This is a genomic window from Flavobacterium zhoui, assembly GCF_042787235.1.
Lineage (GTDB): Bacteria > Bacteroidota > Bacteroidia > Flavobacteriales > Flavobacteriaceae > Flavobacterium > Flavobacterium zhoui.
This window is the reverse complement of sequence record NZ_JBHZPY010000001.1, coordinates 14,887-28,893: the sequence shown is the minus strand read 5'-3', so window position 1 is coordinate 28,893 and position 14,007 is coordinate 14,887. Positions and strand designations below refer to the sequence as shown.

Annotated in this window: 9 protein-coding genes; 3 read left to right on the top strand and 6 right to left on the bottom strand. The window is 34.6% G+C overall.

The window, feature by feature from the left end:
- Positions 1-80 precede the first annotated feature (80 nt).
- On the top strand, positions 81-737 hold the full coding sequence (locus ACFX5F_RS00145; protein ID WP_073209221.1) for an aspartate kinase: 657 nt from the start codon (positions 81-83) through the stop codon (positions 735-737).
- A gap of 85 nt (positions 738-822) precedes the next feature.
- On the opposite strand, the gene mfd is transcribed toward ACFX5F_RS00145, so the two are convergent.
- Positions 823-4,188: a transcription-repair coupling factor gene (mfd, locus tag ACFX5F_RS00140; protein WP_379848755.1), complete on the bottom strand. Its 3,366-nt coding sequence runs from the start codon at positions 4,186-4,188 to the stop codon at positions 823-825.
- Entirely contained in the window at positions 4,181-4,783 is a 603-nt protein-coding gene (locus tag ACFX5F_RS00135) for a hypothetical protein (RefSeq protein WP_379848753.1), read from the bottom strand. The genes mfd and ACFX5F_RS00135 overlap by 8 nt, the downstream gene beginning before the upstream one ends.
- A gap of 304 nt (positions 4,784-5,087) precedes the next feature.
- Between ACFX5F_RS00135 and ACFX5F_RS00130 the strand changes: the two genes are divergently transcribed.
- Both ACFX5F_RS00130 and ACFX5F_RS00125 read left to right on the top strand, forming a co-directional pair.
- Complete coding sequence (locus ACFX5F_RS00130; protein WP_379848751.1) at positions 5,088-6,026, top strand: L-threonine 3-dehydrogenase; 939 nt, start codon at positions 5,088-5,090, stop codon at positions 6,024-6,026.
- 276 nt (positions 6,027-6,302) lie between these two features.
- Positions 6,303-7,541 (top strand): alpha/beta hydrolase-fold protein, encoded by a 1,239-nt coding sequence (locus ACFX5F_RS00125; RefSeq protein ID WP_379848749.1) that lies wholly within the window; start codon positions 6,303-6,305, stop codon positions 7,539-7,541.
- A gap of 47 nt (positions 7,542-7,588) precedes the next feature.
- On the opposite strand, the gene ACFX5F_RS00120 is transcribed toward ACFX5F_RS00125, so the two are convergent.
- From ACFX5F_RS00120 to ACFX5F_RS00105, 4 genes are all read right to left on the bottom strand, one after another.
- Positions 7,589-9,463, bottom strand: a complete 1,875-nt coding sequence (locus ACFX5F_RS00120; RefSeq protein ID WP_379849769.1) for a M1 family metallopeptidase — start codon at positions 9,461-9,463, stop codon at positions 7,589-7,591.
- A gap of 62 nt (positions 9,464-9,525) precedes the next feature.
- Positions 9,526-11,139: a S8 family peptidase gene (locus tag ACFX5F_RS00115; RefSeq protein WP_379848747.1), complete on the bottom strand. Its 1,614-nt coding sequence runs from the start codon at positions 11,137-11,139 to the stop codon at positions 9,526-9,528.
- 180 nt (positions 11,140-11,319) lie between these two features.
- On the bottom strand, positions 11,320-12,945 hold the full coding sequence (locus ACFX5F_RS00110; RefSeq protein WP_379848745.1) for a S8 family peptidase: 1,626 nt from the start codon (positions 12,943-12,945) through the stop codon (positions 11,320-11,322).
- Positions 12,946-13,021: 76 nt separating this feature from the next.
- The gene (locus ACFX5F_RS00105) at positions 13,022-13,879 is read right to left on the bottom strand and encodes an MBL fold metallo-hydrolase (RefSeq protein ID WP_379848743.1); all 858 of its coding nucleotides are present in this window, start codon (positions 13,877-13,879) and stop codon (positions 13,022-13,024) included.
- Between the last annotated feature and the right edge of the window lie 128 nt (positions 13,880-14,007).

The window sequence follows — 14,007 nt, the reverse complement described above, 5'->3', positions numbered from 1 at the left end:
TTTATTATATTTGCATTGGTTTTTAACACAACTATTTACTAACTACAACTATTTACCAAAAAAACTAAACCCGTACAACTATGAAAACTGTTTCTTCTATTGTAGAAAACTACATCAAAACTAAGCCTTTCTTACTTAATGCTTTATCTCTTGGAATTATCAATCTGACTTCATTATCCAGAAATATAATGACCGAATTAGAAAGTGAATTTGGCAAAGAGGTTAAGCAAGGCGCGGTCGTTATGGCACTAAAAAGATTAACCGAAGAACTAGATTTTAGACTAAATCATAAAATCAATAAAGTAATAAAAAACATTGGCGAAATCACTGTTCGCTCCGCACTGACCGATTTTACTTTTGCAGCATCTGAAACTGTTTTAAACAAACAAGCTGATTTAATTACTGATATTAATTCTTTTCCAGATATTTTTTACACTTCATCAAGAGGTGTTAACGAAACTAATATTGTGGTAAGCAACAGCGTAACCCATTTGGTTGACAAACACTTTGCGACGGAGAAATTAATTCAAAAACTAGACAATCTCGCTTCAATTACTGTAAAATTACCAAAAGAAAATATCGTTGTTCCCGGGATTTACTATTTCATTTTCCAGCGATTGGCTTGGGAAGGAATTATTATCAACGAAGTAATTTCTACTTCAAATGAGTTTACTATATTGGTAAGTGAAGATCAAGTTGATGTTGCTTTTAAAGTGATTAAGGATTTGAAGAATTAGAAATATATATTTAAAAAACAAAAGAGGGATTGATTCATTGAAAATCAATCCCTCTTTTTATATAGTAAAAACAGCTATTTCCCACCTATTCACCCAACATCAGCATAAATTCTAAAGCTGTTCTAGTATTCTTCACATTGTCAAAAGTCAACAAAAGCCTTAAACCAGCTGGCGTTTGTTTTTCTTTCATTTTACAAATAGAACTGTGTTTTTGCACAAACTGCAAAACATCCTGAAAACGATTGGATTGATAATAATCCGATTGTTGATCTGACACAAAATACCCAATCATCTTGCCTTGTTTCATCACCAATTTCTCAATTCCAATGCGAGTCGCAATCCATTTAATTCTAATGCTATTCATTAAAGCATTAGCTCGTGGTGGCAAAGGACCAAAACGATCAATCAGTTTATTCTGGAAAATAATGAGTTCTTCTTCGTTTTTCACCGTACCCAATTCATTGTACAAACTCAATCGCTCCGAAACATTATTGATGTATTCATCCGAGAATAACAACTCAAAATCGGTATCGATTTGCAGGTCTTTGACGTATTCTTTGGTTTCCAAATTGTTTTCCTCAGGATACAAATCCTTGAATTCATTTTCTTTCAATTCATCGATGGCTTCGTTCATGATTTTTTGATAGGTATCAAAACCAATCTCGTTGATAAAACCACTTTGTTCGCCTCCTAGTAAATCTCCCGCACCACGAATCTCTAAATCTTTCATTGCAATATTAAATCCGCTTCCCAATTCACTGAACTGTTCCAATGCCTGAATTCGTTTTCTAGCATCATCCGTCATGGCTGAATATGGAGGACAAATAAAATAACAAAACGCTTTCTTGTTGCTACGTCCTACGCGACCGCGCATTTGATGCAAATCAGACAATCCAAAATTATTCGCATTATTGATAAAAATAGTGTTCGCGTTTGGAACATCTAGTCCGCTTTCGATAATTGTGGTGGCAACCAAAACATCAAATTCTCCGTTCATGAAAGCCAACATCAATTCTTCCAGTTTTCTTCCTTCCATTTGGCCGTGACCAATTCCAACTCTGGCATTGGGCACCAAACGCTGAATCATTCCAGCCACTTCCTTGATGTTTTCTATGCGATTATTGATAAAGAAAACCTGACCGTTGCGCTGAATTTCATACGAAATTGCATCCCGAATCAACTCTTCACTAAAACCAACTACATTCGTCTCAATAGGATAGCGATTAGGTGGAGGTGTGGTTATTACGGATAAATCTCTCGCTGCCATTAAGGAAAACTGCAAGGTTCTCGGAATTGGCGTTGCAGTCAACGTCAGCGTATCCACATTGGCAGCGATGGTTTTGAGTTTGTCTTTTACGTTGACACCAAATTTTTGCTCCTCATCCACAATCAACAATCCAAGGTCTTTGAAAACAACATTTTTATTGACCAATTGGTGTGTTCCAATAACAATATCGAGTTTTCCTTCGGCTAATAATTTTAAGGTTTCCGCTTTTTGTTTGGCGGTCCTAAAACGATTTAAATACCCCACAGAAACTGGCATATCTTTCAATCGTTCCGTAAAAGTTCTGTAATGTTGGTATGCCAAAATGGTTGTAGGAACCAATATCGCAACTTGTTTGCTGTTGTCGACTGCTTTGAAAGCCGCACGAATAGCCACCTCGGTTTTACCAAAACCCACATCACCACAAACCAACCGATCCATCGGGCGGTCACTTTCCATATCGGCTTTTACTTCTGCCGTCGATTTGGTTTGGTCCGGTGTATCTTCGTAAATAAACGAACTTTCCAGTTCATTTTGTAAATAACTGTCGGGCGCAAATTGGAATCCTTTTTCCAATCTTCGCTTGGCATACAACTGAATTAAATTGAATGCAATATGTTTGACGCGTGCCTTTGTTTTTTGTTTTAAAATCTTCCAGGCATTCGAACCCAATTTGTAAATTTTGGGTGGCGTGCCGTCTTTTCCGTTGTATTTTGAAATTTTGTGCAGCGAATGAATGCTTACATATACAATATCATTATCGGCATAAACAAGTTTGATTGCTTCTTGCGTTTTACCTTCTACTTGTATTTTTTGTAATCCTCCAAATCGCCCGATTCCGTGGTCAATGTGCGTCACATAATCCCCAACGGATAAAGTAGTCAGTTCTTTTAAAGTGATGTTTTGCTTTTTTGAATAGCCACTTTTAATATTAAATTTATGGTAGCGTTCAAAAATTTGATGATCAGTGTAACAGGCTATTTGGTTTTCCGCGTCGATAAATCCTTGGTACAAAGGCAAAACAACGGTATGATATTGTTTCCTGACATTCTCAGAATTCGCTTCATCCAAGGTTTCAAAAATATCATGAAATCGTTTGGCTTGGGCTTCACTAGAACAAAACAAATAATTTTTATAACCATTGAAATGATTTTCATTCAGATTATTCAATAATAAATCAAACTGTTTGTTGAATGACGGTTGTGGCTGAATGTGGTATTCGAATTTTTTGGTGGTTCTAAAAATAGCCTTCGAACTCAATTCCACAATCGAGAAATCCAACGCTCTTTTTATAAACTCCGTTTGGTTTAAGAACAATTGTTCTGGTGTCGAACGTTTTATTTCCTGCGACAATTTAGCAAAAGCTTCTTCGGCCTTCGCAAATTGTTTGTCTAATTGTGATAAAAGATATTCAGTGTTTTGAATAAAAATAACGGTTTTCCCCGAAATATAATCCAAGAAGCTTTCTCTATTTTCCTGAAAAAATTTATTTTCTACATTTGGAATTATCGTAATTTTCTTTTGTTGCAAAATCGACAATTGGGTGGCTACATCAAAACTACGGATGCTTTCGACTTCATCTCCAAAAAACTCAATTCGATACGGATTATCATTGGAAAATGAAAAAACATCGACAATTCCTCCACGAACCGAAAATTCTCCGGGTTCCGTAATGAAATCTACTCTTTTGAATTCATATTCGAACAATACTTCATTAATAAAATCAATAGAAATCTTGTCTCCAACAGCAACTTTCAACGTGTTTTTATCCAATTCTTTTCGGGTTACCACTTTCTCGAATAATGCTTCGGGATAGGTGACAATAACTGCCGGTTTTTTGCGGGAATTGATTCTGTTCAGGACTTCGGCGCGAAGTAAAACATTCGCATTATCGGTTTCTTCAATTTGGTACGGACGACGGTAGGAACCCGGGTAAAACAAAACATCCTGGTCACCAATCATTTGTTCCAAATCGTTCAAATAGTAAGCGGCTTCTTCTTTATCATTAAAAACAATTAAAAAAGGAAGTTCTGCTTTCTTGAAAACAGAACGAATGACAAAAGAAATCGCAGATCCCAATAATCCATCAAGATGCATTTTTACTTGATTATTCTCGTGCAAACGAGCAACAATCTGCTGGGTTTTTGGAGAATCATCGTAGGTGTTATATAAAGCTTTTTTACTCAACGCGTGGTAGATTTGGATCGGTTGGTGTATTCGGAATTGCTCTGGAAGTATCCATCATTTTCATTAATTCCGATTCTCCTTCTTCGACGGGAATTTTACTTTTTTCTACAATTTTGTCCATTTGTCTTTGCAAGGAAACGAGCTCCGCATTGATTTCTGAAACCAAAACAATTACTTTTTGATCCGGAATTTTATCCAGATTAAGGAATAAATCCAACAATCTAACCTTGGTAATTAAAGTGGAAACCCTACTTTTTATTTGAGGTTTGTTGAACTGTGAAGGAATATTTTCATTTAAAGCCATTACTTTTTTAGACAATGCTTTTGATTTTTTTTGAAACGCTCCGATTGTTTTTTTAGGTTTAACGACTAATTCCGCAAAAAATATTCGCAATTCGTTCCAGCTGGCTACTGTAGCCTCAGACGTTGAATTAATAGGCGTGTCATAAAAAACCCAGCCTTTGTTTATATTTGAAAAAATGAGTTCATTTTTTTTAGCCTGTTTTTCATTTTCTGCTAATCGTTTTTGATTGTCATTTTTGCACGCAGACAAAATCACAATCATAAAAAAAAAGCACGCTAATTTATATTTCATAAGTAAATACATTAAAGGACAAAGTTACAAAGTAAATTTACAATAACGAATTACAGAATTGGGAATAACCATAGAAAAGTATTGGAGATTTTTATCTCTCAAAAAAGCTTTGAATTTAATTTATATCTCATTTGCGCTTTTCAAATAACAATCTACTATTTCAGATGATTTTTTTATGTTTTAAATTATAAATATTAATAATTTAATTACGATTATGAATATCATTTTAAGAATTTAATAATATTTTTATCCAAAATTATGTTATTTACGAAAACGTTATCTTTGAATTTCTAAAACAAACAAAATGAGTACTAAAATATTAATTATAGGCGCTTGCGGACAAATTGGAACGGAGCTTACCCATAAACTAAGAAAGATATATGGAACCGATAATGTAATTGCTTCTGACATCCGAAAACTGAATATTGACGTGGTAAATTCAGGTCCTTTTGAAGTAGTGAATGCATTAGATTTTAATCAGATTGAACATCTTGTCGAAGTTCATCAAATTGATGAAATTTATTTAATGGCCGCATTATTATCTGCAACGGCTGAGAAAAACCCTGCTTTTGCTTGGGATTTGAATATGAATTCGTTGTTTCACGTTTTGAATTTGGCGAAAGCCAAAAAAATAAAAAAGATATTCTGGCCTTCTAGCATTGCTGTTTTTGGTCCTACAACTCCTAAAGAAAATACCCCGCAATATACCATCATGGAACCTTCAACGGTTTACGGAATCAGTAAACAAGCCGGCGAAAGATGGTGCGAATATTACCATAATATATTTGGTGTAGATGTTCGAAGTGTACGTTATCCGGGATTAATCAGCTGGTCATCGCCTCCGGGTGGTGGAACGACTGATTATGCGGTAGATATTTATCACAAGGCTTTAAGTGACGGAAAATACGAATGTTTTTTATCTTCCGAAACCAAAATGCCAATGATGTATATGGACGATGCCATTGCAGCAACGATACAAATTATGCAAGCGCCAGCCGAACAAATAAAAATTCGTTCTGCTTATAATCTCGCCGCAATGAGTTTTACTCCGACAGAAATTGCTGCTGAAATCAAAAAACACATTCCTGATTTTACTATTTCTTACGAACCTGACTTCCGTCAAAAAATAGCCGACAGCTGGCCAGCGAGCATCGATGATGCTGAAGCCAGAAAAGATTGGAACTGGAAACATAAATTTGATTTGGAAAGTATGACCGTGGATATGTTGGAGCATTTGAAATAGACTTTTGTCTTTGATTTAAAATGTCTGATTTTAAAATTGTGGTGATGAAACCGATTTTAAAATCAGACATTTTTCGTTTAAACAAATAAAATCCTTGTATCTCCTATTTATTCCAAAAAAAAATCAATAAGAAAACTACTAACTATCTGATTAACAAATAATATCATGTGAAATTCAATTGTAATATTAAAAAAAATCTTACTTTTGAGTTGTTAGAATTTTAAATAAAAAAGAAACACATTTCATCCCTTTAATTTTAAACCATAATTCCTCGCTATGAAAAAAATTCTTCTCTCCTTCACCCTAATATTTCTGTCTTTTTGTGCAAATGCTCAAAAAAATAATAAAATTGAAATAGGTACCCTTGATAGCGTTTATTCAAAAATATTAAAGGAACAGCGAAAGATCTTGATCCATATTCCCAATAATGATCAAAGCGGTATTTTTTCTAAACAACGCTATCCTGTTATTTATATATTAGATGGCGATGCTCATTTTAATTCAATTGTTGGAATGATTGAACAACTAAGTGCAATAGGCGGCAATACTAATTTTCCAGAAATGATTGTAGTAGGTATCCCAAATACCGACAGGACAAGAGATCTAACCCCAACACATATTAAATCTGATCTGTCAATGATGAAGGATAGCACTGCTGCTAAAAATAGTGGTGGAGGTGAAAAATTCATTTCTTTTATAGAAAAAGAACTAATGCCACATATTGATTCATTATATCCAACTGAACCCTATCGAATGTTGATCGGACATTCTTTAGGAGGTTTGACCGTTATGAATACCTTAATTCATCATACCAATCTATTCAACGCTTACGTTGCTATTGATCCCAGTATGTGGTGGGACAATAAAAAGCTTTTAAAGGAAACTAAAAACGCCTTATCTATCACTAAATACCCAAATGTCTCCTTGTTTTTAGGAATTGCCAATACCATGGAAAAAGGAATGGATATCACAAAAGTCAAAAAGGACAAATCTGATATCACAAAACATATTCGGTCCATTTTGGAGTTAGATAACTATTTGAGTGTAAATAAGCAAAACCAATTAAAATACAAGTCCAAATATTATAATGATGATGACCATAACTCTGTAACATTAATTACCGAATATGATGCGCTTCGTTTTATTTTTGATTACTATAAATTAAAGCTAACCGTGTTTGACTATATGAACGTTAATAAGGAATTACTATCTAAAATTGAAACACATTATGCAGACTTATCAAAGAAATTTGGGTACGAGGTAAAAGTTCCAGAAGGTCTGATAAATACTCTTGGATATCAAGCATTAGGCTTAAAACATTTTGAAGAAGCTGAATCTTTATTTAAATTAAATGTTGCTAATTATCCTGAAAGTTTTAATGTTTATGATTCTCTTGGAGATTTTTATGATGCTAAAAAGGATAAAGCAAACGCAATTAATCTTTACAAAAAAGCGCTATCAATTAAAGAATTTCCCGAAACTAGAAAAAAACTAGACAACCTTCAAGTGAATTAAGAAAAAACAAAACATAAAAAAAGCCCTTTTTTCAGGGCTTTTTAAAATTACTTTATTTCATAAACATTATTAGCTTGCTTTACATCAGCCATTAAACCACTTGGGTCGATGGTGATTTTCTTGATCGTTGTTTTCGGTTTAGAAATAATAAACTCATACGTAGGATGCGCCCAAGTCCAATCATTTAAAACCGTCCTTTTTACAGCCGGATTAGGATTTTCTTTTTCGAAACTCATCATGCGCAACGGAACATAAAAACTTTCTGTTGTTCCATCCGTATATTCAACAGTCAAATCAATTGGCATTGGCATTCTACCTATTCTTTCTAAAGTAACAACCGTTTTATCGGCATTATCTTTTACGTCTTTTATACCGTAATCTATTGTGTTTGCAGTTTCGGTCCAATCTACTAAATACCAATCTAAATTTGCTCCAGAAACTCTTTCAGCCGTTCTTTTGATGTCATTTGGCGTAGGATGTTTGAACTTGAAATCGTGGTAATATCTCTTTATCGTTTTGGCTAAGTTATCCTGTCCAATCACGTAACCCAATTGAGATAAGAAAATGCTTCCTTTTACGTAGGACGAAATACTATAAGGTCTGTTTTCATCGTAACGATCGCCATGCGTAGTTTGCGGTTGCTCTTTCCCGGATTCTACTAACTTATAATAGGCGGCATAATTCCCTTTAAAAGGATTTTTTTCCTCTTTAACTGCCATTTCGTTCAGCACAAAATCTTCTACATACGTAGTGAATCCTTCATCCATCCAAGGATGTTTTGATTCATTTGAAGCTAAAATATGTTGAAACCAAGAATGTCCCAACTCATGCGTTGCCGTTCCCAAAATTCCTTCCAAAGTTCCATTTCCTAGCATCAAAGTACACATGGCATATTCCATTCCGCCATCGCCACCTTGTATAAAGGAGTATTGCTTGTACGGATAATCCCCGATTTTCTTATTGTAAAAATCCATCACATTAATCATCAAAGGCTCTAGCTTTTTCCAGTTTTCTGCAGTCTTTGGATTGTTTTTATACAAGAAATGCAAATCAACATTATTAGGTCCTTTTACCACATCATGCATGTAATTTTTATCGGCAGCCCAAGTAAAATCATGTACCATTGGCGCAATAAAATGCCAAGTCAATGTTTTCGTTTTCTTTGGATAGACAACCGTAACTCCTGCATCTTGATATCCTTTCCCAATTTCATTTTGGTTTTGCAAATAACCGGAACCACCTAAAGTATATTCCTTATCAATGGTAATATTTACGTCAAAATTTCCCCAAACACCATGAAATTCTCTCGCGATATAAGGATCCGCATGCCAGCCTTCGAAATCAAATTCGGCGATTTTTGGATACCATTGTGACATTGATAATTCCACTCCTTCTACATTGTTTCTTCCCGAACGACGAATTTGTATCGGAACCTGACCGTCAAAATCTAATGTGAAAGTAGTTTTTGAGTTGGGTAATATTGGCTTTGCCAAAGTAACTTCGAGAATCGTTCCTACCGCTTTTGCATCAGCATTAACTCCGTCTTGTTTGAAATTAGTGATATTCAAAAACCCAATTTCGTTGGGCTTCAAATTTTTGATTCGGCTTTCTTTTACGTCTTTGCCATCCACTTTTATTTTGTTGACCATTCTGGCATCCGGATCTTTTATCGTTTGGATTCTGGCATCCATCTCACTTCCGGGTTGGAACGCATTTGGATACAAATGATAAAATACTTTTTTCAAAGTATCGGTGGAATTATTGGTATAAACCAATTCCTGTTTTCCTTTGTATTGGTAATTTTTGACGTTCATAGTCACGTCCATTTTATAATCAACGTGTTGTTGCCAATATCCCGTGGTTTGGGCAAATGCGGCACAAAAATTAAGCGTGATAAAAGATAGTAAAAAGAGTTTTCTCATCATTTTTGTAATAAAAAATGGAAGAACAGCTGTCCTTCCATTGGATTAGTAAATTTATTATTTTAAATATTTTTAGATAATGCATCTGCAAGAATCAGCGCATTATAAGCATTGATCATTTTTCCTGATTTTGACGTATCGGCTGCTGATTTTTTATCATTATTTTCTCCTAATTCTACTGATGCTGGCAATGGTGTTCCAGAATCCATAAGGATTTGTTTCACTTGCTTCGCTGATAATTTAGGATAATACGAACGAACCAATGCTGCAACTCCGGCCGCATTTGGTGACGCCATTGATGTTCCCTGCTCGTACTTGTATTTGTTATTTGGAACCGAAGCATAAATTTCCATTCCTGGAGCATACACATCTACATTGATAGAACCGTAATTAGAAAATGGCGCCACTACAGTTGGTCCATAAACATTATTTAACGCTCCAACCGTAAGAACATTACTGGCAAACTCGATTTTGTTGTCTTCAGAATCATTTGGAAAATTGATATTTTTTTCTAAATCAATATCGCTTCCATCATTTCCTGCTGCGTGTACGAATAAAACATCTTTCTTCTCCGCATATTTTATAGCATCAAAAACCCATTGCTTGTGTGGAGAATAGCTTTTTCCAAAACTTCCATTGATGACTTTTGCTCCGTTATCTGCCGCATAACGAATGGCTAAAGCAATATCTTTATCATATTCGTCTCCGTTAGGAACAGCTCTTACTGCCATAATTTCAACATTGTTTGCAACTCCGTCACCGCCAACATTGTTGTTTCTTACCTGAGCAATAATTCCTGCAACGTGTGTTCCGTGCATGGCTTCTTCTTTATCCGGTCCGTAAACTATATTGTTACCGTATTTAGTATCGTTTATATCATCCGGATTGTCACCAACTGATTTTCTACCGTTAAATTCTTTATTTAAATTGTAGTTTAATTGGTCGTAAACGTACTTTCTGTATTCTTCTATATCAGCACTGAATTTTGGACCTGACTGCCCAATAACGCGAGTCATAATCATTTTGCTTTTATTCAACTCTTCATTAGTAGTGACAATTGCATTCAGTTCTTCAAGTGTATAATCGTCTTTCTTTAAATACGTTTGAATTGTTTTATTGGTATTCAAAAGAAAATCTACTTGTTGTTTCCCTTCCAATGCTTCTTTGTACTTCTTTTCATAATCTGCTTTAGCATTTTTATACGCCACTGAACCATCATCTGCTTTTTTCAGAATACGGGTCATCTCTAAATTTTCAAATCCTGAATCCCCTAGGAAATTCCAACCGTGAATATCATCGACAAACCCATTTTTGTCATCGTCAATTCCGTTACCGGGAATTTCATTGGTATTGGTCCAAATCACCGATTTTAAGTCTTCATGATCAATATCAACGCCTGAATCCACAATTCCCACAATAACTTTCACCCCTTTTTTATTTTTTAATAATTCAGCATACGCTTTATCAACGCTCATTCCCGGAATGGTATCTTTTACTAAATCTAAATGACTCCAACGTTTTAAATCAACATCACTTATAGGGGCAACTTTCTTAATAATTAAAGGAGAACTAACTGTTATAGGCGAAGTAGTTTTAGAAACTTGTTTTTGAGCGCTACATGCCGCTAATGCAAAAAAAGCAATAGCAGAAAAATATATTGGTTTAATCGTATTCATTTATAAATTTTTAAATTAAATGTGGCGCCTAAATTATGTCTTTTTACAACAGAATACAGATGGATTAACACTCTGTTAAGATTTGACGAATGTAAAAAAATAAATTAAAGTGTTTTCCAAATTGGTTAAAATAAAAATGGAAGGACAAATTGCCCTTCCATTTATAAAAATTTGTAACAATTATTTCGACATTTTCTCTGCCATCAGTAAAGCATTGTAAGCATTTACTATTTTTCCTGATTTAGACAAAGTAGTAAAAGAACGTGTGTCAACAGGTTTTCCTCCAACAATCACATCCGTTGTAATTGCTACACCAGAATCCATCAAAATGTGTTTGACTTGCTTTGCAGATAATTTTGGATAATAGGAACGAATTAATGCTGCAACGCCGGCTACATTTGGCGAAGCCATTGATGTTCCTTGTAAGTATTTGTATGTGTCATTTGGTGTTGTAGCGTAAATTTTTACTCCTGGAGCAAAAACGTCTACATTAACTTTTCCAATATTAGAAAATCGTGCCACTACTTTATTTCCGTATTCAAAGTTTAATGCTCCAATGGTAATTACATTATCAGCAAACTCCGTTACTTTATCATCAGAATCATTAGGGAAATTGTTTTCAGTATCGATATCTTTTGCATCATTACCAGCTGCATGAACAATTAATACATCTTTTTTCTCGGCATATTTGATCGCATCATAAACCCATTGTTTGTGTGGTGAAAAGCTTTTTCCAAAACTTCCGTTAATTACTTTGGCCCCATTATCAACCGCATAACGTATTCCAAGTGCTATATCTTTATCATACTCATCTCCGTCTGGTACGGCACGAACGGTTAAGATTTCAACATTGTTAGCTATTCCGTCTCCACCTATTGCGTTATTTCTAGTTTGAGCGACAATTCCGGCAACGTGCGTTCCATGAAGAATTTCATTCTTGTCTGGCCCCATAACATTGTTGTTTCCGTATTTTGTGTCTGTAATATCTTCCGGATTATCACCCAAAACTTTTCTATAATCGGTTTTTAGGTTTTCCCCGTTTAGAAGCGCATTAAAACCATCCAATTGTTTTTGTACCGCAACTTTCAGGTCTGCAATTGGCAAATTATAAGAAAGCATTTGTTGCATAGCAGTTTTGCTTTTTTGCATTTCTGGCTCTTGTGAAACAATTGCTTTTACCTCATCAATTGTGTAAACTAATTTCCCAAAATGTTTTACCAAAGTAGCATTACTTTCATTTAGGGTTGCAATCATTTGTTCCGTACGCGTTTTCCCTGTTGTAGCATCAGCAATTTTTTTATCATTTAACGCTTTTGCCGCTTGATATGTTTCTTCGTCAACAAGATTCTTATTTTTGATGATTCTTTCGTATTCTAAATTCTCTTTGGTGATATCTCCAAGGAAATTCCAACCGTGAATATCATCAATATATCCGTTTTTATCATCATCCATTCCGTTTCCTGCAATTTCTTTTTTATTGGTCCAAACCATAGACTTCAAATCTTGATGCTCGATATCAACTCCTGAATCTACAATTCCCACGATAACTTTTACCCCATTTTTATTTTTCAATAATTCAGAATATGCTCTATCAACGCTCATTCCTGGAATAGTATCTTTCACAATATCTAAATGACTCCAACGTTTCATGTCGGTTTCATTTATAGGTGCAATTTTTTTTACGTTTAAAGGTGCGCTAATGGCAATAAGTCCTGCATTAGAACTAGAAACTTGTTTTGAAGTGCCACATCCTGCTAATATTAATAGCGCAAATGCAGATAAATAAATTGGTTTAATGCTATTCATTAATTGTTATATTAAATTTTAAATATTTGTCTAAAATAAATTATTTTGTTACAAAATACTTAGGTTTAACACAATTTTAAAAAATGGCATCACACGTAAATCGTTCTTTCAATCGAACTCCTTTTTCCGTTTTCTCTACGGTTATAATTTCGTTATGGGCATCGTGCTCCAAAAACAAGTAGTGATTATTATCTGCAGCGGCATTTAGAAATTTTGCTTTTTCTGGCATTGTCAATAAAGGTCTGGTGTCATAACCCATCACATAACGAATGGGAACATGTCCGGCTGTTGCCAATAAATCAGCACAAAAAACGATGGTTTTATCTTTGTATTGTATCTGAGGAATCATTTGCTTCTCTGTATGACCATCGGCAAAGAAAATACCAAAACCCAGTTCTGATTTTTCAAGAAAATCACCTTCGGGTCTTTTGATAAAATTCAGCTGCCCACTTTCCTGCATCGGCAAAATATTCTCTGATAGAAAAGATGCTTTTTCTCTCGGATTTGGTTTTGTAGCCCACTCCCAGTGGTTGTCATTACTCCAGAATTTTGCGTTTTTAAATGCCGGTTCGTAGCCCGTTTTGTCCTTGTTCCATTGCACACTTCCGCCACAATGGTCAAAATGCAAATGCGTCATAAAAACATCCGTGATGTCATCGCGATGAAAACCAAATTTAGCCAACGATTTATCCATGGAATGCGTTCCCCAAAGCGAGTAATAGCCAAAAAACTTCTCGGATTGTTTGTTTCCCATTCCGGTATCAATCAAAATCAATTTATCACCATCTTCAATTAATAAACAGCGGGCAGCAATGTCAATTAAATTATTTTCGTCTGCTGGATTTGTTTTATTCCAAATGGTTTTTGGCACAACACCAAACATAGCGCCACCATCAAGTTTAAAATTTCCGGTTTCAATAGGATATAGTTTCATTTTTTACTTTTTTTTCAAGATATAACAAAGTTAGGAAATACATTGAGTCAATATAGGTTTTTTCTATTTTAAGATTAGTTATATAAATGTTATCAATTATGGAAAAAGGTTTTTATATAGTATCTTTG

Coding starts and splice junctions, on each gene's coding strand:
- ACFX5F_RS00125 (WP_379848749.1), top strand. CDS start 6,303: ATGAAAAAAATTCTTCTCTCCTTCACCCTAATATTTCTGTCTTTTTGT.
- ACFX5F_RS00115 (WP_379848747.1), bottom strand. CDS start 11,139: ATGAATACGATTAAACCAATATATTTTTCTGCTATTGCTTTTTTTGCA.
- ACFX5F_RS00130 (WP_379848751.1), top strand. CDS start 5,088: ATGAGTACTAAAATATTAATTATAGGCGCTTGCGGACAAATTGGAACG.
- ACFX5F_RS00110 (WP_379848745.1), bottom strand. CDS start 12,945: ATGAATAGCATTAAACCAATTTATTTATCTGCATTTGCGCTATTAATA.
- ACFX5F_RS00135 (WP_379848753.1), bottom strand. CDS start 4,783: ATGAAATATAAATTAGCGTGCTTTTTTTTTATGATTGTGATTTTGTCT.
- ACFX5F_RS00120 (WP_379849769.1), bottom strand. CDS start 9,463: ATGAGAAAACTCTTTTTACTATCTTTTATCACGCTTAATTTTTGTGCC.
- ACFX5F_RS00145 (WP_073209221.1), top strand. CDS start 81: ATGAAAACTGTTTCTTCTATTGTAGAAAACTACATCAAAACTAAGCCT.
- ACFX5F_RS00105 (WP_379848743.1), bottom strand. CDS start 13,879: ATGAAACTATATCCTATTGAAACCGGAAATTTTAAACTTGATGGTGGC.